General features: G+C 54.5%; 21 protein-coding genes and 1 tRNA gene. 13 read left to right on the forward strand and 9 right to left on the reverse strand.

The features are described from left to right. Nucleotides 1-7: 7 nt before the first annotated feature. Nucleotides 8-979 (forward strand): quinone oxidoreductase family protein, encoded by a 972-nt coding sequence (locus BJF95_RS12465; protein WP_075640317.1) that lies wholly within the window; start codon nt 8-10, stop codon nt 977-979. 87 nt (nt 980-1,066) lie between these two features. Beyond that, entirely contained in the window at nt 1,067-1,537 is a 471-nt protein-coding gene (locus BJF95_RS12470) for a hypothetical protein (protein ID WP_075639774.1), read from the forward strand. 51 nt (nt 1,538-1,588) lie between these two features. On the opposite strand, the gene BJF95_RS12475 is transcribed toward BJF95_RS12470, so the two are convergent. Continuing rightward, nucleotides 1,589-2,062 (reverse strand): MarR family winged helix-turn-helix transcriptional regulator, encoded by a 474-nt coding sequence (locus BJF95_RS12475; protein ID WP_075639775.1) that lies wholly within the window; start codon nt 2,060-2,062, stop codon nt 1,589-1,591. Nucleotides 2,063-2,367: 305 nt separating this feature from the next. Between BJF95_RS12475 and BJF95_RS12480 the strand changes: the two genes are divergently transcribed. Next, nucleotides 2,368-2,444, forward strand: a tRNA-Arg gene (locus BJF95_RS12480). Nucleotides 2,445-2,622: 178 nt separating this feature from the next. Here the strand turns inward: BJF95_RS12480 and BJF95_RS12485 are convergent. The 4 genes from BJF95_RS12485 to BJF95_RS12500 all read right to left on the reverse strand — a co-directional run bounded on the left by BJF95_RS12485 (nt 2,623) and on the right by BJF95_RS12500 (nt 5,801). Continuing rightward, nucleotides 2,623-2,994, reverse strand: a complete 372-nt coding sequence (locus tag BJF95_RS12485) for an HNH endonuclease (protein WP_245297311.1) — start codon at nt 2,992-2,994, stop codon at nt 2,623-2,625. Between the two features lie 87 nt (nt 2,995-3,081). Continuing rightward, a complete protein-coding gene (locus BJF95_RS12490; RefSeq protein ID WP_075639777.1) occupies nt 3,082-3,684 on the reverse strand; it encodes a DUF2026 family protein in 603 nt (200 codons plus the stop codon). Between the two features lie 84 nt (nt 3,685-3,768). Further along, nucleotides 3,769-5,160, reverse strand: coding sequence for a DEAD/DEAH box helicase (locus BJF95_RS12495; RefSeq protein WP_075640318.1), 1,392 nt, complete (start codon nt 5,158-5,160; stop codon nt 3,769-3,771). Between the two features lie 317 nt (nt 5,161-5,477). After that, nucleotides 5,478-5,801: a hypothetical protein gene (locus tag BJF95_RS12500; RefSeq protein ID WP_075639778.1), complete on the reverse strand. Its 324-nt coding sequence runs from the start codon at nt 5,799-5,801 to the stop codon at nt 5,478-5,480. A gap of 264 nt (nt 5,802-6,065) precedes the next feature. Between BJF95_RS12500 and BJF95_RS12505 the strand changes: the two genes are divergently transcribed. Then, nucleotides 6,066-9,734 carry a PAS-domain containing protein gene (locus BJF95_RS12505; RefSeq protein ID WP_245297337.1) on the forward strand — a complete coding sequence of 1,223 codons (3,669 nt, stop codon included), beginning with the start codon at nt 6,066-6,068 and terminating at the stop codon, nt 9,732-9,734. Here BJF95_RS12505 and mnmC2 read toward each other — a convergent pair. Continuing rightward, nucleotides 9,726-10,448 carry a tRNA (5-methylaminomethyl-2-thiouridine)(34)-methyltransferase MnmC2 gene (gene mnmC2, locus BJF95_RS12510; RefSeq protein ID WP_075639780.1) on the reverse strand — a complete coding sequence of 241 codons (723 nt, stop codon included), beginning with the start codon at nt 10,446-10,448 and terminating at the stop codon, nt 9,726-9,728. The genes BJF95_RS12505 and mnmC2 overlap by 9 nt on opposite strands. On the opposite strand from mnmC2, the gene BJF95_RS12515 reads away from it, so the two are divergent. From BJF95_RS12515 to BJF95_RS12530, 4 genes are all read left to right on the forward strand, one after another. Beyond that, nucleotides 10,447-11,646 (forward strand): NAD(P)/FAD-dependent oxidoreductase, encoded by a 1,200-nt coding sequence (locus tag BJF95_RS12515; RefSeq protein ID WP_075639781.1) that lies wholly within the window; start codon nt 10,447-10,449, stop codon nt 11,644-11,646. The two genes, mnmC2 and BJF95_RS12515, sit on opposite strands and share 2 nt — an antisense overlap. A 107-nt stretch (nt 11,647-11,753) precedes the next feature. Then, nucleotides 11,754-12,461, forward strand: coding sequence for a DUF1045 domain-containing protein (locus BJF95_RS12520; protein ID WP_075639782.1), 708 nt, complete (start codon nt 11,754-11,756; stop codon nt 12,459-12,461). Between the two features lie 168 nt (nt 12,462-12,629). Then, the gene (gene puuE, locus BJF95_RS12525; protein ID WP_075639783.1) at nt 12,630-13,550 is read left to right on the forward strand and encodes an allantoinase PuuE; all 921 of its coding nucleotides are present in this window, start codon (nt 12,630-12,632) and stop codon (nt 13,548-13,550) included. A gap of 270 nt (nt 13,551-13,820) precedes the next feature. Beyond that, entirely contained in the window at nt 13,821-15,641 is a 1,821-nt protein-coding gene (locus BJF95_RS12530) for a sensor domain-containing diguanylate cyclase (RefSeq protein WP_175577252.1), read from the forward strand. A gap of 84 nt (nt 15,642-15,725) precedes the next feature. Here BJF95_RS12530 and BJF95_RS12535 read toward each other — a convergent pair whose 3' ends face one another. Together BJF95_RS12535 and BJF95_RS12540 are read right to left on the reverse strand one after the other, a co-directional pair. After that, nucleotides 15,726-16,772 (reverse strand): NAD(P)-dependent alcohol dehydrogenase, encoded by a 1,047-nt coding sequence (locus tag BJF95_RS12535; protein WP_075639785.1) that lies wholly within the window; start codon nt 16,770-16,772, stop codon nt 15,726-15,728. A gap of 377 nt (nt 16,773-17,149) precedes the next feature. After that, nucleotides 17,150-18,922 carry a methyl-accepting chemotaxis protein gene (locus tag BJF95_RS12540; protein ID WP_245297312.1) on the reverse strand — a complete coding sequence of 591 codons (1,773 nt, stop codon included), beginning with the start codon at nt 18,920-18,922 and terminating at the stop codon, nt 17,150-17,152. Nucleotides 18,923-19,225: 303 nt separating this feature from the next. Between BJF95_RS12540 and uraD the strand changes: the two genes are divergently transcribed. Then, nucleotides 19,226-19,720 (forward strand): 2-oxo-4-hydroxy-4-carboxy-5-ureidoimidazoline decarboxylase, encoded by a 495-nt coding sequence (gene uraD / locus BJF95_RS12545; RefSeq protein ID WP_075639787.1) that lies wholly within the window; start codon nt 19,226-19,228, stop codon nt 19,718-19,720. An 82-nt stretch (nt 19,721-19,802) separates the two neighbouring features. Here uraD and BJF95_RS12550 read toward each other — a convergent pair whose 3' ends face one another. Further along, on the reverse strand, nt 19,803-19,982 hold the full coding sequence (locus BJF95_RS12550; RefSeq protein ID WP_075639788.1) for a DUF2735 domain-containing protein: 180 nt from the start codon (nt 19,980-19,982) through the stop codon (nt 19,803-19,805). 402 nt (nt 19,983-20,384) lie between these two features. Between BJF95_RS12550 and BJF95_RS12555 the strand changes: the two genes are divergently transcribed. The 4 genes from BJF95_RS12555 (at nt 20,385) to BJF95_RS12570 (ending at nt 23,295) form a co-directional block, all read left to right on the forward strand. Then, the gene (locus tag BJF95_RS12555) at nt 20,385-21,419 is read left to right on the forward strand and encodes a glutamine synthetase beta-grasp domain-containing protein (protein WP_075639789.1); all 1,035 of its coding nucleotides are present in this window, start codon (nt 20,385-20,387) and stop codon (nt 21,417-21,419) included. A 276-nt stretch (nt 21,420-21,695) separates the two neighbouring features. After that, nucleotides 21,696-22,196, forward strand: a complete 501-nt coding sequence (locus BJF95_RS12560; RefSeq protein WP_075640319.1) for an ureidoglycolate lyase — start codon at nt 21,696-21,698, stop codon at nt 22,194-22,196. Then, nucleotides 22,193-22,549 carry a hydroxyisourate hydrolase gene (gene uraH / locus BJF95_RS12565; protein ID WP_075639790.1) on the forward strand — a complete coding sequence of 119 codons (357 nt, stop codon included), beginning with the start codon at nt 22,193-22,195 and terminating at the stop codon, nt 22,547-22,549. The genes BJF95_RS12560 and uraH overlap by 4 nt, the downstream gene beginning before the upstream one ends. A gap of 2 nt (nt 22,550-22,551) precedes the next feature. Next, nucleotides 22,552-23,295, forward strand: a complete 744-nt coding sequence (locus BJF95_RS12570; protein WP_075639791.1) for a metallophosphoesterase family protein — start codon at nt 22,552-22,554, stop codon at nt 23,293-23,295. The last annotated feature ends 49 nt before the right edge of the window (nt 23,296-23,344 follow it).

A 23,344-nucleotide genomic window follows, 5' to 3' on the forward strand; every position in this document is an offset into this window, starting at 1 on the left:
GCTGATGATGAATGAGATGATGGAATTTGACATGCCCGGCGAAGCAAATGTGCTCACGCTTGCGAATCGTCCGCTTGCAGCGCTTAATCCCGGCGAAATCCGCTTGCGCCAGACGCAGATTGGCGTGAATTTCGTGGATATTTATCATCGGCAAGGCCTCTATCCCTTGCCTCTGCCTGCGGTTCCGGGCGTTGAGGCGGTGGGTATTGTCGAGGCGGTGGCCGATGATGTTCGTAACCTTCATCCCGGAGATCGCGTGGCCTATGCCTGTCTTCCGGCTGGCAGCTATGCAAGCTTTCGCAACCTTCCGGCCTCCATGGCCATTCCGCTTCCCGATACTCTGGATGATCGGGCGATTGCGGGTTCTTTCCTGCGTGGGTTAACGGCCCATATGTTGCTGGAAACGGTCACATCAGTCAAACCGGGCCAGACAGTGTTGATCCACGCCGCAGCCGGTGGCCTGGGTTTGATCTTGACCCAATGGGCCAAGCAAAAGGGTGCCACCACCATTGGCACGGTCAGCACCACGACGAAGGCTGATCTGGCCGTTGCCCATGGTTTGGACCATCCCATTGTCTACACTGAAAGCGACTTTGTGGCGCAAACGCTGCAACTGACCGACGGCAAGGGTGTTGATTATGTCATTGATGGCATTGGCGCAGATGTGTTGCTGGCGAGTTTTGCAGCGCTCAAACCGTTTGGCATGGTTGCCTCAATTGGCCAGACGGCAGGGCCTGTCGCCGCGATTGATCCCAAACTTCTAACAAACCGCGGCTTCATGCGCCCAAGCATTCTGGCTCTGACGGCGGATAAGCGGGCCTACCGAACAGCGGCAGAGGCCTGGCTTACCATGCTTGCCACTGGCATGCGCCTTGAGGAGGGCCATACCTATCCTTTGGCTGAGGCGGCGAAGGCCCATCAGGATATGGAGCAAAGACGCACAACCGGGCCGGTGCGGCTATCGACCGGCAATGCTTGAGCAGGCATTACTTGAGCGGGTGGTGCAAAATCGATTCCGCTTTGCGAAGAGATAGGATAGATTCTGTCGCAAATCAGGACAGACGCAATGTTGTTTGGGCAATCAATCTTTCAATCCGTTGTAGAGCGGCTTTCCCTCGAAGATGAGGAAAAGCCCGAGGATCCGCCTGTTGTGCGGGCCTATCGGGTTGCGGGCTTGAGCACGGGCTTTGTGCAAGACAATGGTTTGATGCAGCAGGCACCAGCGGATTGGGCGCAAGACCGGTATTTAGACCTGATGGCCGACGGCATTTTGCCGCCTGTTTTGCCTGAGATACCCGCTTTGCCTGAGATGCCTGCGCATCTTGGCCGCTTGAGCGCCGCTGAAATCGCTGAGGATCTGGGGTTGAAAGACGCCGACGATATGGTGGCGCTGCAAGCCAAGCGCCGGGCGTTTGCCATGAACAATCACCCGGACCGGGTTGATGCGGCCTTTGCAGATGCCGCCCACACCCGCATGACAATTGCCAACCAACTGGTAGACGAGGCGCTGCAAAAGCGCGCATTGCGCAAGGGGTAAAAACTCTCGGCCTGGGTTGCAAGCCGAGATGAGGGTCAAGTGCGCCTGTGATCAATCAGAAATGCACCGCAGCATCTCAATCAGCTGATCGCGCTTTTCATAGCCGCCAAGCCGGCCAATGAATTTGTCTTCATGCTCGCGCCATTTGGGCATGAGGGATTGCAGAAAAGCCATTCCCGCATCCGTCATGTGCAGAAAGTACACACGCCGGTCTGTCGCAGATTTTCGGCGCTCAATCAGACCTTTTTCCTCAAGACCATCCACAAGTGCCACAAAATTCGCCCGCTGAATGGAAAGAATTGCGGCAACATCGCTTTGCCTCAGGCCGGAATTACCAGCAATAATCGATAAAACCGAGAAATCGGCGGGGCGAATACCTTGGTCGCCAAGAACATCTTGAAAATCTTGTAATATTGCAAGCTGCGCCCGTCTCACGCGAAAACCAAGAGATATTTCCAAAACTGACTGATCGACAACCCCTTGTCGATCCGCAATTTGCTCTGCGGACATATTGAAATTGTTCATAACTCTTTAATCAAAACCTCCCCACATAAATGCAGCGTCCCACAACGCAGCATGCCACGAATTTCGATTTAGGAATAAAATTCTCCCGTTGTCTTCTGTACTATTCTCGATAGAGTGAAGCAACATGCTTCTCTTTCTCAATAATTATTGAAGATACCTAATTGAAATGATGACCGCGCTTTCGCGGGGCGTATCTGGCAATGTTGAAAAGAGGGCGCTTCTGTGGGGCAAATGCAAATTCACCATTGAAGAGACGATAAGACTAGGCTATTAACCGCTTCGCACCACAGCGTGCAACGCTGAACGCACCCGTAGCTCAGCTGGATAGAGTGTTGGATTCCGATTCCAAAGGTCACAGGTTCGAATCCTGTCGGGTGCGCCATTTCTTGTTTTTTCAATAAAATCAGATGCTTACGTGCCAATGTCAACGGCGCGGTCTTGAGTGCGCCAAGGGTTTGGAAAATGGTGCTGACCGCGCGTGAATGGTCATCTTGTCGCGGGGTTGGGGTTTGCATGAACCTTTCCAGCGGCCATCCTTGTCTTGTATGGTTGCGCCGATCTCATCGACCTTGCCGTGGCCCTCGTGCTTCCTTTGCGGAGTCGGAAAATCCGGGAGGTTTGTTTTTGATCCACGCGACGAATTTTTGCACGGCGGGATCTTCAAGAATGGCTTCGATTGTCGAAAACTTCTTCGCCAGTTGGGAATCTGTGAAGATGGCGTGTATCTGATCGTGGCAAACACGATGGAGACACACGGTTTTCTTTCCGCCCTTGCTCTTGGGAACAAGATGATGGAGCACTTTCTGATCTTCGGGAATCGAGCGCTCGCATAACGGACATACCAGTGGCTCTGGCTCTGCCACGTCCCATGAAGCCAGTTCGTCTCTGTTTTTGCGAGCCATAAGCCGATCTTTCTGCGTGGTGCGGGCCATGCGGAAAATATCGGTTTTATCGGTGGGGCGCAATGCGCTCTACAGCATCGTGCAGAAAATCGGAATCGGCACGATGCCCAATAGTGGTTACCAGCTGCCCGTCAGCGCTTTGCCTGTGAGCTGCACCTGCTTTTGGTTCCCGAATTCGTCCGTCACAGTCATAAACGGCATCATTTTCTTGGGCGCTTTGCGAAACCAGATTTCGGCGAGGCGGGCGAGGTCGCCAATGGCGCTTGCGTCCTTCCAGCCGGCAAAGCGGCGGGCGGTGGCGCTGGGTGTGGAGGCGTAGAAGAAGTCTCCGGAGGTGTTGAGGGAGTTGATGTCTGCGGCCATGGCGCTGAGGGGTTTTTGCAGCATTTTGGCGGGCAGGGGTGTGCCGTTCAGGGTCAATGCCGGGGCCATAAAATCAATCGCCCAGCCGTCGGCCTCGATCCAGCAATGGAAGTTTTCGCCGTCACCGGTGAGGAAACCATCGTCCTTGTGATCGGCAAACAGCATCACGTCATTGCCAAGGCGATAGGCCGCGAGGCCGCTTTTCGGGGCGGCGTTGATTTTAAAATGCTGTTTCAAAAGGTAAGAGCCAAAAACGCTGAAATACATGCTTGCCGTTGCCGGATTGGCCTTTTCGCTCAAGAGCAGCGAATTGATCACGCTGTAGATGCGGTGATAGTCGGTTTGCTTGATCAGCATGTGAGGCAGGCCTTTTGCATAATTGTAAACGCCGAAAAGGCCGGATGAACCGGCCTTTCCTGATATTGTCGTGGTCGCTGAATTTTAGCGTTCGCGGCGCTGACCACCTGCACCAGCACGGGCTGGGCCGTCCTGACGTGGGCGATCCGGGCGGCGCGCTGGACGGCTGCCGCCGGGCTTGCGATTGCCGCCTGGACGGGCCGAGCGGTTCTCGCCTTCGCCGCCGTCTTCGCGTGGGCCGCGATTTTGTGGGCGGCCATGGTTACGGTTGCCTGCACCGGCACCCGCGCCAGCACCTGCACCACCGCCACGACGGGCTGGACGGGCAGGGCGACCGCGATCGGCCGGAGCCTCGCCGCTGGCCACTGCGATTTCAATGCCCATCAGGCGCTCGATGTCGCGCAGCAAGCGGATTTCGTCAGGTGCGCAAAACGCAATGGCAATGCCATCACGGCCAGCACGGGCCGTACGGCCAATACGGTGCACGTAAGCGTCGGGCACTTCCGGCAGGTCGTAGTTGAACACGTGGCTGACGGCAGGAATGTCGATGCCACGGGCAGCAACGTCTGTTGCCACCAAGATCTTGATGGTGCCATCGCGGAAGCCCTTGAGGGCGCGTTCGCGCTGGCCCTGGCTCTTGTTGCCGTGAATGGAGGCAACCGAGTGGCCGGTCAGTTCCAGATGCTTGGTCAGCTTTTCAGCGCCATGCTTGGTGCGCAAAAACACGATGGAGCGACCATCTGGATTGTCAGCAAACGACTTCTTGACCAGCTCGGTCTTGTGGTTCTGGCCGTTAACGAAGTGAACATATTGCTCAACCTTGTCGGCAGCCTTGCCCGGAGGGCTGACTTCAACCTTGGTTGGGTCTTTCAGGAAGCTGGCAGCCAGATCGGCAATGGCCTTTGGCATGGTGGCCGAAAACAGCAGGGTCTGGCGCTTTGGCGGAACCATTTTGGCAATTTTGCGCAGGTCATGGATAAAGCCCAGGTCCAACATCTGGTCGGCTTCGTCGAGCACGAGATATTTCACGGCGCGCAGCGAAATGGCATTGCGCGAAATCAGGTCGAGCAGACGGCCAGGCGTTGCCACCAGAATGTCGGTGCCTTTTTCCAGCTGCAGCTGTTGCTTGTTGATGGATGCGCCACCAACAACCTGATTGATCTTCAACGGTGTTCTGCGAATAAAGCCGCGCAGGTTGTCACCAATCTGGTTGACCAATTCGCGGGTTGGCGCGAGAATCAGCGTGCGGGTGGTGCGGTTTTCAGGACGGCTTGGGTCCTTCAGCAGCATTTCAATCAATGGCAGGCCGAAGGCGGCGGTTTTGCCGGTGCCGGTCTGGGCCAGACCAATCAGGTCGCGGCCGGAAAGAACAACGGGAATACCCTGTTCTTGAATCGGTGTTGGTGTATCGAAGTTCATTGCGGTCAGCGTGGCAACAATATTTGCCGAGAGGCCAAGTTCGTTAAAACTGGTCAATTCATTTACCTTTTCGGGGCGCCAAAACAAAACTCCACCATCGCCTCATTGCGATCGTGGTTGTTTTAGCGTCAAGAACCCCGCGTGATTTGGGAACTTGTCAGTTGGAAGACTGCTTTCAGGCGCGTTTGGCTGCCGTTGCAGCCATATATGGGGCGCCTCAAGACCTTCTTTGACTACTGGGAGAGTAGCAGGGCGCGCTCACGCGGCGGCCGGAAGGTTTAAAGCTGATGTGCATTTGCTCTTTTCATCAGCTATTGTCAAGGGCCCGCCGGTTTTTAGCGGCGGGCACCGGTGTTTTCGATTTCAAATCTGCGTTAGCGCGGGCAGACCTGCACTCTGTAGCCATCGCCCCATTCGTTGTGGCGCCATTCATAATGGCAGGCGGGCACATAAACCGGACGGTAATAGGTTCTGTACACCGGCGGTGGTGGTGGCGGAGCTTCGTAAACCGGATAGGCATAAGCCGGACGGCGTGCTTCGTTGATCAAAGCACCACCAATGATGCCACCAACGGCACCGGCGGCAACGCCGCCCCAGAAATGGTCACGTGCCTGAGCCGCCGGCGCAGTTGCAACGAGGGAAAGCCCCACCATGGATGTGGCCAAACCCGCAGACATGACGTTACGAAATATGGACATGACCTTGTTCCTTTCAAAGCCCTACTTCGAGAATATGGGCATAATCTGATCGCGAAACACGGCAGATTCATGATCAATCTGTGGCAAGGAGTTTAAATTCTATGTCATGTTTTTCGCACTTTTAGTTGTTTTTACGCAGTAATTCTCTTTCTGGCTGAATGAAAACTGTGGTTAATAAGGTATTGTTTTTCTGAGGTTCCTCTGTTTAGTTGATTGTGGGGTGATTGTCTTGCGGGATCCAACATAAAAGGGGGCGCGTTGCCGGTGGAAGGAGGACTTCTCGCCATTGCGTGCGAAAAAATTGCAAAGCTCGACGTTCCTGCCTTTATCAAGGACAGCGAGTTGCGTTTTGTTGCGGTCAATCCGGCGTTTGAGGCATTCTCGGGCTATGATCGGCCCGCTCTTTTGGGCCATGACATTGGCACATTGACCGGAAGACCCGAAGATCGTGCCTGGGAAGATATGGAACGCCGCGCTCTGGTGTTTGCAGATGAACAATTGGCGCTGTGTTTTGATGGTGCCGGGCAAGAGCATTGCCGAGTGCAAATTGAGCGTTTTGTCACCGAAGATGAAAAGCTGTTTGTGTTTGGCGTGTTTCGCGAGCGCCCCAGACAATCAAAAGTGCGACTGTTGAAGCGCAACCGGCACTCTGCCTCCGAGGAGTCCGTGATGGAAAAGCCGCTGTCCGCCAATGACGCTGGCCCGCCAACCCCCGATTTTTGTGCCCTGCTGGATGCGCTGACCATGGGCGTGTTGATGCTGGATGGTGATCTGCACATCGCTTATGTGAACAGCATTGCGGTCGATATGCTGGCTTCCATTGGCTTTCGCCCCCGGCTGGGCGATGGTTTTATGACGCTGGTCGACGCTATCATTGCCTGTGAGGTGCAAGATGGCCGGATTGATCGGCAAGGTCTTGTTGGCCTGGCCATGAAAGGTGGCGACGGCGGCAAAGCAGCGCGTATCCCCTTGGGTGACAGGGTTGTTGACATCAGCCGCAACCATCTGTCCTGCGGCAATGTTGTGTTGCAGCTGACCGATGTTACAGATCTGCAAGCGTTTGAACGCGAAAGCCTACTCTATCGCACCGTGCTGGAAAATGTGCCGGAACCGGTTTTTCTGCGCGATTGCGAGCGGCGGCTGATCTTTGCCAATGCAGCTTATGAGCATATGTTGGGCCAAGATCGGACCCATTTTTACGGCATGACAGAAAGCGAGATGTTTTCGAAAAATGCCGAGCAATTGTGTGATGAGAACACGCGTGTTCTTGAAACCGGTGTGGAGATTGAGCGAGAGCAGATTGTGACCATGCCCAATGGCGTGGCCGTGCCGCTGTTGACCAGTTTGCGGCGCATCAGTGATGGAAATGGCCACCGCTATATTGTTGGTACACTTGCCGACATTTCTATTTTGAAAGTGAGCGAACGTGCCCTCTTGGAGGCGCGCGCCCAGGCGGAAGAGCGGTATCAGCAATTTGAGCGGATTTTGCGCACCATGCCGATTGGTGTGGTGATCTGGGAGCCTGATTTTATCATTGGCTTTGCCAATTCCAAGGCGCGAGATATTGTCAACTGGCCGCAGAACCGGCCCATCAATGGGGTGTCTGGCGAGGATTATATCCGCCACGCCTATGAAAATGGCTGGCCTTTGGTCGGGCAGGGTGAGGATTTGGACGCGCGCATTGCGGCACGATGCGCTGAGATCAAACAACTGAACGGCACCCAGCAATATGAGAGAACGCTGGACAATGGCTGCCATGTGTTGGTGAGCATGACAGCTCTGGAGCACGGCCAGATTCTGGTGACCTACACCGATTACACCGAAAAGCATTTGCGTGAGCGGGAAATTCGCGAAGCGAAAGCCCGCCTTGAAGATGTTGGCACGCTGCTGAAAGAGGCCTCGCAGGTGATGACGCAAGGCCTTTGCGTGGTCGAGAAAAATAAAATTCTCTATGCCAATGACAAATTCGCCGAAATCCTGAATTTTCCGGCACCGATGGTGGCTCAAGGCGCTGATTGGCAGGCGCTCTATGACAGTTTGAAGCTGCGTGAAGATTTTGGTGCCAATTCGGCAGAGCTTCTGGAGGATCTGGCGTCGCGCCTGTGCATCGAGACAAGCGTGAGCGGCGTGCTGAAGCGGCATGATGGTGTCTGGGTGAATTTGGAGGCGCTTGTCAGTGGTGAGGGCCGTTGGCTGTTCGTTGCGCGCGACATATCCTATGAGAAAAACCGTGAAGCGGAGCTGACTGCCCTGGCATCGCGGGCGGAGGCTGCCGACAAAGCCAAATCGCGCTTTTTGGCCAGCATGGGGCAGGAAATTCGCACACCGATGAGCGGTGTGTTGGGCATGGCGGAGTTGCTGATCTCATCCGATCTCGATGCCCGCCAAAAGACATTTGTTGATGTTATTTTGAAATCCGGCCGGTCTCTTCTGACGATTATCAATGACATTCTCGATTTCGCAAAGATTGATGATCGAAGCCTGTCCTTGCGCAAAGCTCCCTTTGATCCGATGGCGGCGGTGGACGATGTGATCTTGCTGATGGCGGGTCGGGCCGCCGAGAAGGATATTGAGCTGCTGGTGCGTGGTCATAGTGGCCTTAAGCATCTGGTGTCGGCAGATGCAGGGCGCTTTCGACAGATTTTGACCAAGCTTGTCGATGAAGCCATCAAGGCAACCGAGAAAGGCCATGTGCTGGTGGAGCTTTCCGAGCAAAAGGAAAGTGATGAGCTGCTGTGGTTGACCCTTCAAGTTGAGGATACTGGCCGCGGATTTACGCCAGAGCAGCGCAACGTGGCCTTTTCCAAATTCTCGCAGTTTGAAGAGCCGCCGTTGTTTCATAAGGGCGGTGCTGGTCTGGCGTTGTCCATCGTTGGCGGATTGGTGGAGCTGTTTGGCGGAACCATTGGTATTCTGAGTGAGCCGGGCGAAGGCGCGGTGATTACGGTGCGCTTGCCGCTGGCCATTGCCGGTGAGAAAATATCGGAGCGTTCTGCCTTGCATTTGCAAGGGAGCCGGGTTTTGGCGCTGGCAGAAAATGCCCTGTCTTGCGGCATCCTCAATGATCAATTGGCCCATTGGGGCTTTGATGGCATTGCGCTCACCGAGCCGGAGATTGCCTTTGGCGTGTTGCGCGAAGCCATTGTCGTTGATCAGGCCATTGAGGTGCTGGTGGTCGATGTTCAAAAGGCCAATGATGCGGCGATGGATTTCATCCGGCGGGTGCGGCTTGATGGCCTGTTTAACCGCCTCTCCATTCTTGTCTTGATGCCCGCCAATCTGTCGAGTGTGCACGACGCGTTTGATGGCATGAATGTGCAGGCGCAATTGCACAAGCCCGTTGCCGATACCCTGTTGCGCAATGCGATTTCAGATGTGTTGAAAGCGGCAAGGCGGGCCTCGCGCCAAGAGACCGTGCCAGAAACGAGGCCAGACACGAGGCCCGCGTTGCAGGCCCCGCTGCAGCAGATTGCCAGCAGGCTCCCGGTACCGCCCGTCCAGTCCGTGATGCCCGAAATCGTGATGCCCGAGATCGTGATGATTGTGAGCGGCAGTGACACTGAAGGCGATTTTTTCCGCCAGACCTTGTCTGCGGCCCGGATTAGCTACGAGATTTTTGCAAGCCAGGAACAGGCGTTCAGCCTGTGGCAGCAGCAGCGCCCGCGCGTCATGCTGATTGATCTGACGCAGGACGATGCGGGTGCTTTGGAGTTTCTGCGCTTTTTGCGAGCAGAAGAGGCCCGCACGCCCCATATGCCGCCTACTGCGCTGATTGGACTTGCAAGCCGTGCCGTTGACACAGAAAAGTCAATGTATCTTGCCGCCGGCCTTGATGATCTGCTGGTCTTGCCGCTCAGCTCTGCCAAACTGGTGGAATGCATCCAGCATTGGTCTGTGGAGCATCATCCTCTGCCACAGGTGGCGCTATCTTGACGTGCCGCCGCACAGCATTTCGCGCTTGCCCGCAAAACCTTTGCGGCGCTCCACCTGAAAGCCTGCCGCCACCAGATTGCGCCGCACGAAACCGGCTGCGGCATAGGTGGCAAAGCGCCCACCCTCTCTGGTAAGTTGGCAAAGGCGGGTCATCAGCTCAATCGACCACATGTCGGCATTGCGTGATGGTGCAAACCCATCCAGATACCAGGCATCGAACGGCTCTTGCCAGCTGTTGAGCGAGGTCAGCGCATCACCACAAACGACAATCAGACGGGTCTGCTCATCAAGATCGAGCTGAACCTGACCGCTGGGAGCCTCGGGCCAAAGTGAGACGAAGTGTTGTCGCTCACCATCAATTTCCGGCCAATGGGAGAGGGCGCGGTCAATATCCTGCCCCCGCATGGGATAAAGCTCAAACGAGGTAAAGGTCAGTTTTTGGCCTGGCTGGCGGTAGAGTTTCCACTGCCGCCATGTTTCCATGGCATTCAAGCCGGTGCCGAAACCCAGTTCGCCGATGCGGAAATCCTGCGCCCCGTTCCAGCGCTGCGGCAAATCATTGCCCGCCAGAAACACGTGGCCGCATTCCAGCCTGCCATCGGTCTGGCAGTAAAAATGGTCGCCAAAAGCGGTGGAATAGGGCATATCGCCCTCTTGCCAGGTCAAGCTCTGGTGCGTTGCGGCAATTTCGGATTCTGAAGTGGAGTGTGTCATGACAAATGGCGATAAGATGGCTTTGCGCTTTGGTCAACTCTCCACCGATCTTCTTATTGTTGGTGGCGGCATTATGGGCCTTTGGGCCGCACGTTTTGCGCTGGAAGCGGGGTTGCGCGTGACATTGGTGGATGCAGATCGCATTGCCAGCGGGGCCAGCGGCGGTCTGCTCGGCTCGCTCATGCCCTATATGCCCGACAGATGGTGCGAGAAAAAACAGTTCCAGTTTGATGCTTTGCTGTCTTTGGAAGACGAAGTGGCACGGCTGGAGGCGGAAACCGGCTGTTCTGCCGGCTATCGCCGTGCTGGCCGGTTGATCATGCTGCCCAAACCGCATTTGCGCACCATTGCGCTTCGCCACGAAAAAGACGCGCAAACCGCCTGGCAGACGCCCACCCGCAGCTTTGCCTGGCAGGTGCTGGATCAATCCCCCTTTGGGGCCGATTGGCCAGACCCCAGCTATACCGAGGGTGGATTGGTGCATGACACGTTGGCGGCGCGCGTTTCACCGCGCGGCCTGACGGAAGGGTTGCGGCAGGTTTTGATGGCATCCCCTCGCTGCCAGATTATCGAGGGCGCGGCAGTCACAGGCTTTGATGTCGCGCAGCGGCAGGCCTTGTTGCAAGATGGCCGCAAGATTGCCTATGGCCACGTGATGATTGCGGCGGGCATCGGTTCATTTCCGCTGCTGCAGGCCTTGATGCCACCGCAGCCACAGCCTTTGGGCATGGCAGTGAAAGGACAATCGGCGCTTTTGCAGGCCAAAATTGATCCGACCCTGCCGCTGTTGTTTCTCGATGGCGTCTACATCGTGCCCCATGACGATGGCCGGGTGGCGATTGGCAGCACCAGCGAAAATCATTTTAATGAGGCCTTCACCACCGATGACCAGCTCGAGAGGCTGATTGAGCGGGTCGGCATCATGGTGCCAGCGTTGCGCGATGCCCCGGTTGTGGAGCGTTGGGCGGGTCTGCGCCCCAAGGCCATTGACCGCGATCCCATGGTCGGGCCTCATCCTGAGCACCCATCGATCATTGCACTCACGGGTGGGTTTAAAATCAGCTTTGGTCTGGCTCATCGCCTTGCGCAAGCGGCTCTTGCACCGCTGCTTGGCACAGAGCTCGTGGGGCAGCCCTTTGGGCTGCCTGACGGGTTTACACTGAGGCATCATCTAGAGGTTGCTTCACGCAAAAAGTGAAATTTAGATTTCGCTGTTTTCGTCATAGTGTCATGCAAATCGCCTATCTCGAAGAGGAAGCCGGTCGTTGAGCCATGCTGATTCGATGAGCCGAGGAGGCAAAGTGCATGCGTTACTCGATTTGTTACACACCCTCAGCGCGTGATCCACTGTCACTGGCCGCAAGCAGCTGGCTGGGGCGCAGCGTCTATTCGGGCGAGGCGGTGGAACACCCCGAGGGCATTGGCCTGAGCCAAAGCGAGATTGCCTTTCACACCGCTTTGCCACGGCGCAATGGCTTTCATGCCTGCCTGAAAGCTCCTTTTCGCCTGCATCCTGATGTCAGCGAGGCGATGTTGCTGCGCGAATTGATGCATTTTGCCGGCGTTGTCGAGCCTTTTGCCCTGCCTGCTCTGGAAGTCGGGCGGCTGGGTGATCATTGCGGCCTGATGCTCAGCCACCACTCGCTGCAGCTCGATCAACTGGCATCGCTGGTGGTGCAGAATTTCGATCAGTTTCGCGCGCCCCTCACAGAGGCCGAAATTGACCGCATGGCACCGGAGCGCTTGAGCGCACCGCAATTTGCCAATCTCTACCGCTGGGGTGATCCGCATGTGCTGGACGAATATCGGTTTTATCTCCCCTTGACTGGACCACTCTCGCTGCGTGATCGCGAGAGAGTGCAAAAAGCCACCAGCAGCTATTTTTCCACCTACCTTGCCCAGCCGCCAGTGTTTTCCAATCTGGCGCTGTTTGTGGAGCGCGAGCAGGGGGCTCCGCTGGTGGTGCATTCGCTACATCCCATGGGGCGGGTGTCGGCGCGCAAGATTGCGTAAATTTTGTCAGGGAAAAGTGGTCACCGGTTTTTCTGATCAGACAAACTCAAACAAAGAGGTTCAGACTCTGTCAGGTTCATGATTGAACCTGACAGAGTCTGAAAGTATCTCGACAAGGTTCTATAGCAATGCTTAACCTTTGATCTCCCAAGATATAAAGGTGACGTGATGCAGGATAAAGCCTACCCCCGCGATCTCATTGGTTATGGTCGCCACACGCCAGATCCCAAATGGCCAGGCGGCGCCAATGTGGCGGTGCAATTCGTGATCAATTACGAAGAGGGCGGAGAAAGCTGCATTCTTGATGGCGATCCGGGCTCGGAAAATCTTCTCTCTGAAATTGTCGGTGCCGCAAGCTGGCCGGGCCAGCGCAATCTCAATATGGAATCGATTTATGAATATGGTTCTCGGGCCGGTTTCTGGCGCCTGCACCGCATGTTTACAAAGTTGAACCTGCCTGTCACCGTCTATGGTGTCACGCAGGCCATGGTGCGCAACCCGGACGCCGTGGCCGCCATGAACGAGGCAGGCTGGGAAATTGCCAGCCATGGATTTCGGTGGCTGGAATATAAGGATTTTCCAGAAGATGTAGAGCGCCAGCATATTCAAGATGCTGTCAGGCTGCACACGCAGGTGGCTGGCGAGCGGCCCTATGGCATGTATCAGGGCAAGCCCTCAGACAACACGCTCAAGCTGGTGATGGAGGAGGGCGGCTTTCTCTATTCCTCCGACAATTATTCGGATGATTTGCCGTTCTGGGTGCCAGATCACCATGGCAAGCCATTTCTGATCATTCCCTATACGCTGGAAACCAATGATATGCGCTTTGCCACCCCGCAAGGCTTCAATTCCGGCGATCAGTTTTTCACCTATCTCAAGGATGCGTTTGACACGCTCTATCAGGAGGGCGAGGAGGGTGCGCCGAAAATGATGTCAGTGGGTCTGCATTGCCGTCTTGTGGGCCGTCCGGGCCGAGCAGCCGCTCTCAAGCGGTTTGTGGATTACGTGCTGTCGCATGACAAGGTTTGGGTGCCGACGCGGCTGGATATTGCTAAACACTGGCATGCCCATCACAAGCCGAACTGGTGAGTGGCACAACTGCTGCCCACTCTTGAGTGCATCGTGCCCAAAAATCAAAATCGGCACGATGCTGTTTCACGTCATATTGCTGGCTTTTTCTAAAATTTGATTCAAGAGCGTGTGAATTTCCTGCAAGATCATGCTTTTTGAGACGATTATTTAATTCTCAAACTCTAAGAGGGGGCGTTAAACACTGCCAGAGAACCGTTACCAATGAACGAGCATGCCGCGGGATCTATCCATTCGAGGCCTTTTTTATTTGCGACCATGTGTGCCGCCATGTTTGTTGGTCTTGCCGTCTGGTCTGAGATTTCCAGCTGGCAAGCCCAAGTGTCGCGGATGAATTCCTATCTGGAGCAAACCGCAAAGGCGATTGCCCAGCACGCGGATGATGTTATTGAGGTGGCAAAGCAGCCTTTGGTTGGCTTGGTGCTTCAGGTTCGCAACAACAGCGATACGATGCTGCAAAAGCTCGAACTGGTGCGAACGATGCGTGATGTGACCAGAAACTCACCTTATTTGCGCAGTCTGGCGTATCTGAATGCGGATGGCCGATTGATTGAATCTACGACAAACGCCTTTTCTGCCGGGGTCGATTTATCCGACCGCGCCTATTTTATCCATCATCGACAGTCCGAAGATTTCAGCCCACGCGCCGATGGGCCATTTAAAGGCCCGGTGACCAATGAATGGTTTATGACCCTGTCTCAGCGGTTGAATGACCGCAACGGACATTTTGCCGGTGTGATGGTTGCCACCATTGATGTCAGAATGTTTATTAATTTTTTCAAAGGCTTCAGCTTTCCAGGACAAGCCACGCTTGCCATGATTGATGGCGATGGCCGTATTCTTGTTCGCTCGCCAATGGATTATAGCGCCATGGGGATGAGCTTAAACCAGACGCCATTTTATCGCGATGCGCTGCTGAAAAAAAGCAGCGGAAATTATCCGTATCGGTCGCCATTTGACGGCGTGTTCAAGGAATCGGGCTATTATACCAGCCAGGCGACCCACATTACCGCGCTGGTTGCGATCTCTCAAAAGGATATCCTCTGGTATTGGATCAAACTTTCCAAAACCAGATGGCTGTTTTCTTTGGCTGCCATGTGCGCGGCAGTGGTTATGACCCTTCGGTTGATGCACAATATGGCTATGGCACGCCGCGACCAGATGCTGATTGCGGCGCGGGATGCCGAATTTCAGCTCATTGCCAATGCATCGTCTGACCTGATCGAAAAGCTGGATGATAACGGCATACGGGAATATGTGTCTGCGGCATCCCAATCGGTTTTGGAAATTGATCCGGGCGAGCTTGTCGGAAAGAGTGTGTTTGAGGGCAATGATGCCGAGGCCAAACAATATTGGTCCGAGGCTTTGGCCAATATTGCCGCCGGGTCTTCCATCGAAAGGCTGATTTTCCGGCGAACCAAGAAGAATGGCGAGAAAGCATGGCTGGAAACGGTGATTACCCGTGTGCGCCGCTTTGATGTTGGCAGTGGCATGGTTGCCATCACCCGCGATGTCACCAGTCAGCGCTTGCTGCAAGAAGAGCTGGACCGACTGGCCAATACGGATGAACTGACCCAACTGTCAAACAAGCGCCATTTCAACACACAGCTGAGGTTGCGAACGGCAGAGGCAAGGGCAAATGGCACGCCGCTTTCTCTTTTGCTCATGGACGTCGATCGCTTCAAACTCTTCAATGACACTTATGGTCATTTGCCCGGCGACACCTGTTTGCGGCGCATTGCGGCTGAAACGTCGGCGACCATTCGCCATGGCACGGATCTCGCGGCCCGATACGGTGGCGAAGAGATTGCGGTATTGCTGCCTGGCCTGAACGAGGAGGAGGGCTGGGACATGGCTGATACGATTCGTCAGCGCATTGCAGCTCTTGAGATCGAGCATGCAAAAAATCTGCCTTGGGCCTATGTCACCGTCAGTATTGGCGTGGCGACGCTGACAGTTCATCAGCATGAGAGCGATGAAGCGCTGTTCGTGCGCGCCGATCAGGCGCTTTACAAGGCTAAAAATTCCGGGCGCAACACTGTTATTGGCAATGAAAGCAACCTTGCTGCGCAGACCAACAGTGCCGCCTGATTGTGCTGTTCTCCCGGATAGTCCGGGAGAACCTGTGCAAGGAGGGGCTAGATCAGGTCTGCCCGTGATCAAGTCTGTTTGTGATCAGGCGTCCAGCGTCGCCATGTCGATCACAAAGCGGTAGCGGACATCGCTTTTCAGCACGCGGTCATAGGCCTTGTTGATGTCTTTGATATCAATAACCTCAATGTCCGACGTAATGTTGTGCTTGCCGCAGAAGTCCAGCATTTCCTGTGTTTCCTTGATCGAGCCGATCATGGAACCCGACAGGTTGCGACGGGCCGGAATGAGCGAGAATGCATGCACCGGCACTGGCTTTTCCGGAACACCCAGCAGCACCATGGTGCCATCAACCTTGAGCAGGTTGAGATAGGCATTCCAATCAATATCGGCACTGACGGTGCAGATGATCAGATCAAACGTGCCTGCCAATGTCTTGAAGGTTTCAGCATCGCTGGTGGCGTAATAGTGCTTGGCACCCAGCCGCAGACCATCTTCCTTCTTGGACAGTGTTTGGCTTAAAACGGTGATATCGGCACCCATGGCCGCACCGATTTTAACCCCCATATGGCCCAATCCACCCATGCCGACGATGGCAACATTTTTGCCAGGGCCTGCCTTCCAATGGGCGAGAGGCGAATAGAGCGTAATGCCAGCGCACAGCAGAGGGGCTGCGGCATCAAGCGGCAGATTGTCAGGAATGGACAGCACATAGCCTTCTTTGACCACGATGCTGTCAGAATAACCGCCCTGGGTCACGGTTTTGCCATCGGCTTCAAGGCTGCTGTAGGTCTGAACCAGACCGGGCTGATATTGCTCTGTGTCAACATCGCGGGTTTGGCAGTGAACGCAGGAATCAACAAAACAGCCGACGCCCACGTGATCGCCAACCTTGAATTTGCTGACCTTTGAGCCAACCGCTGTCACGACACCGGCAATTTCATGGCCGGGGACCATCGGAAAAATGGAGATACCCCATTCATTGCGTGTCTGGTGAATGTCTGAATGACACACGCCGCAATATTTGATGGATATGACCACATCATCGTCATTGGGTTCACGACGCTCAAAAGTGAAAGGTGCGAGCGGCTTGGTGGCATCGGTGGCGGCATAGCCTTTTGCAATCGGCATGGGAAATCCTCGTGGTCGTATCAGGGAAAGAATAGTGGACGGTGTTGCGTAGCAAGGACGCTACAAAATTCACAACTCCCATATAGTGCGCACAGAAGTCGCAACAAGGGGCGAGGGGAGTTGGCAGAAAAAACCACGAGAGATTTGAGAACAATTATGCGCTCGGCTTAAAATGAAATGTTATATCATTAATAGACAAAATTTTTACTTTAGAAGTGCTTGCCCAAAAATACCAAGTCTTCTGATTTGATACCGGCGAACATCACAAGCCACCGATGGCGCTGTAACATCGCGGGTCCAACACATGATGGTGATCTGTGCTTCGCCCTCATCCGATCTGAGAGGTGAGGGCGAGGCTGGAAATGGAGAAGGTGATATCAGGCCGCGCGGTGCGTGGAATGGCTGCGCCGGTCCTCAATCTTAAACATCGAGAGAAGATGGGCCAGGTTTTCGGTTTCGGACTTGAGCTGGCTCGTTGCGGCTGTCGTCTCTTCGACCATGGCAGCATTTTGCTGGGTCATGCGGTCGATCTCGTTGATCGAGCTGTTGATTTCGGAAATGCCGCTGGATTGTTCGCGCGACAGGGTGGCGATGTCGCCAATGCTGGCGTTGATGGTCAGCACGCGGCCGTCAATGCCCTGAAGGGCAGCGCCCGTTGCCTCCACCAGCTGCACGCCTGCCTGGACTTGCGCACCGGAGGCCTGAATATGGGTTTTGATTTCTTTGGCGGCATTGGCAGATCGCTGGGCCAGTTCACGCACTTCTTGCGCCACCACCGCAAAGCCCTTGCCTGCTTCGCCAGCGCGGGCGGCTTCGACGCCTGCGTTCAAGGCCAGCAGGTTGGTCTGAAAGGCAATCTCGTCAATCACGCTGATAATGTCGTTGATCTTGGTCGAGGATTGCTCAATCAAGCCCATGGCGCTGATGGCCTCCGTCACCACACTGCTGGATTTTGCGGCATCTTCTTTGGCTGAAATTGCCATGGTTCTGGCCTTTTCAATGCTGCTCTCCGACGATTTGATTTTGTGGCTGATGTCATCAATCGCGGCAGCGGTTTCTTCCAGATTGGCAGCCTGTCCTTCTGTCCGCTTGGAGAGATTGGTCACAGCACCATTGATCTCATCCACCGATCGCCCAACACTCATCGTGCTCTCGGCAATTTTATGAAGGGTCTCCGCCAGCGCCGAGACGGCTTTGTTGAAGTCGGTTTCAAGTTTGAGATAATCACTGGGAAGATTGGTGAGCCGTACGGTGAGATCACCTTTTGAGAGCGCCTCAAAGGCTTGCGCAAAGCTGGCAACCACGCCGGCTTGTTTGTCGCTGTTTTGTTTTTCAACTTCGGCACGTTCCTGCCGTCTTTGATCCATGGCCAATTGGCTGGCAGCCCGGTTGTCTTCCAGCCGGTTGCGCTCGACAACGGAATTTTTAATCTCAACCAGAGCATTGGCCATTTGACCAATCTCGTCTCGGCGATGGGTGTGCGCAATCTCGCCGGACGTATCATTGGCCGCAATTTTGATCATGGTCGCTTTGAGGGCGTTGAGCGGTTTTGAGATCGAGCGACCGATCAGGATCGAACCAAGAATGGTGGCTATAGCCGCAAAAAGCAGGATAATGCCGGTGGCAAGCGTCTGCTTTTCGCCCATGGCCACGATGTCATCATTGTAAACGCCGGTGCCGACAATCCAGCCCCAGGGCGCAAACAGCACGATGTGCGAATTCTTGCCCACCGGCTGATCCGAGCCGGGTTTGGGCCACATATAATCAAGATAGCCTTCGCCGCTGGCCTTGGCGATTTTGATAAATTCCTGAAAAATGAAAACGCCGTTCGGGTCTTTCATGCCCAGAACACTGGTGTTGTTCAAGGCCGGTTTGGCGGCATGGGCCACCATCACACCATTCAGGTCGTTGATCCAGAAATAGCCATCGGGACTATACCGCATCGCCACGATCTGGGCGATGGCATCTTTCTGCGCTGCCTCGCGGGTCATTTTGCCTTCGGCTTCAAGGCTCTGGTAGCGCTTGAAGATGGAAATGGCATTTTGATCCATCTTCATGAGCATGGCTTTGCGCTCGCTCACAATATTCTGATAGGATTGGTGACCGCTATAAAACAGCGCACCGGCCATGATGAAGAGACTGATGCCCATCAGCAAAAAGATTCTCTTCAGAACAGACAAATTAGACATATCTTAATTAATCCCCCGCTCCCGCTTTTTTAAGAGTGAGCCGGAAGCGTTTATAAATGTCTAATTTTGAACGTTTAAATTGTCGCAGGCGGGCCTATACCGCGCGTTTTGTGTCTTTTTTTGCCTCAAATCCCGCCCAAAACGGGAATTGTGCCACTGTTTTGGATAGCATCGACTGCATAATTTTCGCCTTAAATCGATTCCGATTTCAGGAATTATGCAGTATGCATGAACGTCAGCGTAAGTGATTTGAGGTGAGGGCGTATGGATCGGCACTTGTTTGTTTCGCAGTTTGGTGGCGTTTTCGAGCATTCGCCCTTTATTGCAGAGCGCGCGTTTGATCAGGGATTGATTGAAGAGCCATTGACCTTGGCCGGGGTTCACGGTGGACTGTGTCTGGTCTTTCGCCAGGCTAGCCCCACGGAGCGGCTGGGTGTTTTGCGCGCCCATCCGGATTTGGCAGGCAAACTGGCCATTGCTGGTGAATTGACGCAAGACAGCAAGAATGAACAGGCAAGTGCTGGCTTGGATAGATTGTCAGAAGCCGAGCACGCGCGGTTCACCGCGCTCAACAGCACCTATACCGAGAAATTCGGCTTTCCCTTTATTATTGCGGTCAAAGGCCTGACCAAGCATGACATTCTGGCCGCCTTCGAGACGCGCGTGAACAATGGTTCTGATGCGGAATTTACCACCGCTTGTAACCAGGTTGAAAAAATCGCGCGCCTACGGCTTCAAACCATCCTGCAAAATCCTTAGGTGGATTTATCGGGTGATCTGTATGTTCAGTCTACATCAGCCCAATCGAGCGCGTTAAAACCTGTGCAGCAGAGACGTCGCACTATTGCTTGCGGGTCTCTTCCGCTTCCCGAATGGCGTCTTCGTGATACCAGCTCGCCGAGCCGCTTTCATAAATCACCGGCGCGGGTTTGTTGCGTTCACGCATTTCGCGTAGCTTTTGCGCATTCCGAATAGGAAATTCATAGATTTTTGCCGATTCACGACCAAGGCTCGTTGTCATTGCACTGCCTTTCAGAGTTCCTCGGGCTCCTCCGCCCAGATTATTATCTTACCATATCCTCACATGCGTTGCACATCAAAAGTGCATCCTGCCCAAAAAAAGATCATTTTTATTTTGATCTTTTGCATGTTTTTTCGGCGCTCCCGATGCCTGCGTCATATTTATGCGTCGACATCTTATAAAATCATCACATTCTAATGGCGAGCTTGGGCGCGAAACATTAAGAAAATCTGTTGTTTTACAGGGTTGGGCGTCATTGATGCTGTTTTTTTGCCTGTTTTGGGTATTCGCAATGACGAATTGGCACGCTTCCTGCTTCTTATTGTTCGACTCACCGGACTGCCGGAGAATCAATCCTAGGGTGCGCTCGGTGTAGAGCGCTGGACTTATGAGAGATCGACAATGACGAAGTACAAGCTCGAGTACATCTGGTTGGATGGCTATACGCCGGTTCCGAATTTGCGCGGCAAGACGCAGATTAAGGAATTCGCTGAATTCCCAACTTTGGAACAGCTCCCTCTCTGGGGATTTGATGGTAGCTCCACCCAGCAGGCCGAAGGCCATAGCTCGGATTGCGTGCTGAAGCCTGTTGCTGTTTACCCAGATCCAGCCCGCACCAATGGTGCGCTGGTTATGTGCGAAGTGATGATGCCAGATGGCGTAACACCGCACGCTTCCAACAGTCGCGCCACCATTCTGGACGACGAAGGCACATGGTTTGGCTTTGAGCAGGAATACTTCCTGTATCAGGATGGCCGCCCGCTCGGCTTCCCTGAAAACGGCTTCCCAGCTCCACAGGGCCCTTATTACACCGGCGTTGGCTATAAGAACGTTGGCGATATCGCACGCGAAATCGTTGAAGAGCACCTCGACCTCTGCCTCGAAGCAGGCATCAACCACGAAGGCATCAATGCTGAAGTGGCCAAGGGTCAGTGGGAATTCCAGGTTTTCGGTAAGGGCTCCAAGAAGGCCGCTGACGAAATCTGGCTGGCTCGCTACCTGCTCGTTCGCCTTTGCGAAAAATACGGCGTTGACGTTGAATTCCATTGCAAGCCACTCGGCGATACCGACTGGAACGGCTCTGGCATGCACTGCAACTTCTCCACGCAGTTCATGCGCGAAGTTGGTGGCAAGGACTATTTCGAAGCGCTCATGGCTGCTTTCGCCAAGAACTGGAAAGAGCATATCGACGTATACGGCCCAGACAACCATCTGCGCCTGACCGGCAAGCACGAAACCGCTCCTTGGAACAAGTTCTCCTACGGCGTTGCTGACCGTGGTGCATCGATCCGCGTTCCACATTCCTTCGTTGCCAACGGCTACCGCGGCTACCTCGAAGACCGCCGCCCGAACAGCCAGGGCTGCCCATACCAGATCGCTTCTCAGGTTCTGAAGACGATCTCTGAAGTACCAGTCGCAAAGTCTGCTGCTGCCTAATTCAGAAGCGCCGATGCTTAGGCATCGGCGCTTTTCTCCCCGCTTTGGTCCATTGACGGGACATTGCGCCGGTTGGATTTCGAGTGTGTTGTTACCCGCTCGATCTCCATACGTGGGCCGATATCAAGACGCTCACGCCACATCATTCACGACAGCGATCATTCGTTTTTCATCATGCTTTGCAAAAGAGTGGGCGTGATAGCCCATTTGATTTCAATTCGCTGTTCCCATACATTTTTCAATGCGTTACCTTTGAGAAAACCATTGGATATGTTTATGCCTCACCCTCTATTGATCCGCCCGCTTACCCCTGAAGCCTTTGCTCCATTTGGCGATGTGCTGGAGGCTAATCGCGACACCATGCGCCTCATTAATGGTGGCACGACGGAGCGGTTTCATGCGCTGGCAAGCCCGGATGTGGTGGGTGAGGGTGCGCGCGTTATTCTCAATATCTTTCGGGGTCAGCCGCGCCGTTTTCCATACCACATCACGATGATGGAGCGGCATCCGCTGGGCAGTCAGAGTTTTACCCCTCTGTCAGGTCGGCCTTTTCTGGTGGCTGTCTCACTGGATGAGGGCGGTAAGCCGGGTGCGCCGCAGGTGTTTTTGGCAAAAGCGCATCAAGGCGTGAACTATCACCGCAATGTCTGGCATCATCCTTTGATGGCGCTTGGGGACGTGAGTGATTTTCTGGTTGCAGATCGTGATGGTCCGGGCAACAATCTGGAAGAGGTGTTTTTTGATACGCCCTATCTCATTCAGGAGCCTGCCCTATGACCGGCCTGACCACGCATGTTCTCGATACCGCACTTGGCAAACCCGCTGAAGGGATGCGCATTCAGTTGATGCTGATGAAGGGTGAGGAAGGGGAGCTGATCAAGACCGTCTTCACCAATTCCGATGGTCGCGTTGATGGCGGACCGATTTTGGCTGGCGATGACTTTAAGGTTGGCGTCTACAAATTGCTGTTTCACGCTGGAGACTATCTCAAGGGTCAGGGCATTGAACTGAGCGATCCGCCGTTTCTGGATGTGATTCCCATCCGGTTTGGTATCAGCGATATAGCAGCCCACTATCATGTGCCGCTGCTGCTGTCGCCCTATGGTTACTCGACCTATCGGGGAAGCTAAACATGCGCTTTGCCGCGATTGCCGACATTCACGGAAATTGCTTAGCGTTGGAAGCGGTGCTGGCTGACATTGCGGCGCAAGGCATTGACTATGCCGATGTTGTCAATCTCGGCGATTGCTTCTCCGGTCCGCTCGAAGCGGGCCGCACGGGTGATTTGCTGCTGCTGTTGGACCTTGTCACGGTGCGCGGCAATCATGATCGCTATCTGATCGAGCGAGCGCGGGCGGGCATGGAAGCGACTGATGCGGTCGCCTTTGATCAATTGGCGGAACGCCATTTCAATTGGTTGAAAACGCTTCCTTTTTCAAAGATTTGGCGCGATGAGATCTATCTTTGCCACGCCACGCCTACGGACGATAATACCTATTGGTTGGAATCGATGACGCCGGACGGCAAGGTGCATCTGAGGCCACGGGCAGAGATCGAGGTCTTGGCGCAAGGCATTGAACAAGAGCTGATCCTGTGTGGCCATTCGCATATTCCTCGGACGGTGAAGCTTTCCGACGGTCGTTTGATCGTCAATCCCGGTAGTGTCGGCTGCCCGGCCTATGATGATGATTTGCCATTTTACCACAAGGTGGAGGCGGGCACGCCGCTGGCCTCCTATGCTATCCTGGAAAAGACACAGGCTGGCTGGACGGTAACATTCCGCCAAGTGCCTTATAACAATCTTGCCATGGCGCGGCTGGCCGCCGACCATGGCCGCAAGGATTGGGCCAGCGGGCTGGAAAGCGGTTGGCTTTAGAGTTTGTCAGGGAAAAGTGGAATCCGGTTTTTCTGATCAGACAAACTCA

This window comes from Rhizobium oryziradicis (genome assembly GCF_001939045.1).
GTDB classification, from domain to species: Bacteria; Pseudomonadota; Alphaproteobacteria; order Rhizobiales; family Rhizobiaceae; genus Allorhizobium; species Allorhizobium oryziradicis.

What these genes read in the sequence shown, in the direction of transcription:
- BJF95_RS12465 (WP_075640317.1), top strand. Translation starts at nt 8, where the DNA reads ATGAATGAGATGATGGAATTTGACATGCCCGGCGAAGCAAATGTGCTC.
- BJF95_RS12470 (WP_075639774.1), top strand. Translation starts at nt 1,067, where the DNA reads ATGTTGTTTGGGCAATCAATCTTTCAATCCGTTGTAGAGCGGCTTTCC.
- BJF95_RS12475 (WP_075639775.1), bottom strand. Translation starts at nt 2,062, where the DNA reads ATGAACAATTTCAATATGTCCGCAGAGCAAATTGCGGATCGACAAGGG.
- BJF95_RS12485 (WP_245297311.1), bottom strand. Translation starts at nt 2,994, where the DNA reads ATGGCCCGCACCACGCAGAAAGATCGGCTTATGGCTCGCAAAAACAGA.
- BJF95_RS12490 (WP_075639777.1), bottom strand. Translation starts at nt 3,684, where the DNA reads ATGCTGATCAAGCAAACCGACTATCACCGCATCTACAGCGTGATCAAT.
- BJF95_RS12500 (WP_075639778.1), bottom strand. Translation starts at nt 5,801, where the DNA reads ATGTCCATATTTCGTAACGTCATGTCTGCGGGTTTGGCCACATCCATG.
- BJF95_RS12515 (WP_075639781.1), top strand. Translation starts at nt 10,447, where the DNA reads ATGACAAATGGCGATAAGATGGCTTTGCGCTTTGGTCAACTCTCCACC.
- mnmC2 (WP_075639780.1), bottom strand. Translation starts at nt 10,448, where the DNA reads ATGACACACTCCACTTCAGAATCCGAAATTGCCGCAACGCACCAGAGC.
- BJF95_RS12520 (WP_075639782.1), top strand. Translation starts at nt 11,754, where the DNA reads ATGCGTTACTCGATTTGTTACACACCCTCAGCGCGTGATCCACTGTCA.
- puuE (WP_075639783.1), top strand. Translation starts at nt 12,630, where the DNA reads ATGCAGGATAAAGCCTACCCCCGCGATCTCATTGGTTATGGTCGCCAC.
- BJF95_RS12530 (WP_175577252.1), top strand. Translation starts at nt 13,821, where the DNA reads ATGTTTGTTGGTCTTGCCGTCTGGTCTGAGATTTCCAGCTGGCAAGCC.
- BJF95_RS12535 (WP_075639785.1), bottom strand. Translation starts at nt 16,772, where the DNA reads ATGCCGATTGCAAAAGGCTATGCCGCCACCGATGCCACCAAGCCGCTC.
- BJF95_RS12540 (WP_245297312.1), bottom strand. Translation starts at nt 18,922, where the DNA reads ATGGGCATCAGTCTCTTCATCATGGCCGGTGCGCTGTTTTATAGCGGT.
- uraD (WP_075639787.1), top strand. Translation starts at nt 19,226, where the DNA reads ATGGATCGGCACTTGTTTGTTTCGCAGTTTGGTGGCGTTTTCGAGCAT.
- BJF95_RS12550 (WP_075639788.1), bottom strand. Translation starts at nt 19,982, where the DNA reads ATGACAACGAGCCTTGGTCGTGAATCGGCAAAAATCTATGAATTTCCT.
- BJF95_RS12555 (WP_075639789.1), top strand. Translation starts at nt 20,385, where the DNA reads ATGACGAAGTACAAGCTCGAGTACATCTGGTTGGATGGCTATACGCCG.
- BJF95_RS12560 (WP_075640319.1), top strand. Translation starts at nt 21,696, where the DNA reads ATGCCTCACCCTCTATTGATCCGCCCGCTTACCCCTGAAGCCTTTGCT.
- uraH (WP_075639790.1), top strand. Translation starts at nt 22,193, where the DNA reads ATGACCGGCCTGACCACGCATGTTCTCGATACCGCACTTGGCAAACCC.
- BJF95_RS12570 (WP_075639791.1), top strand. Translation starts at nt 22,552, where the DNA reads ATGCGCTTTGCCGCGATTGCCGACATTCACGGAAATTGCTTAGCGTTG.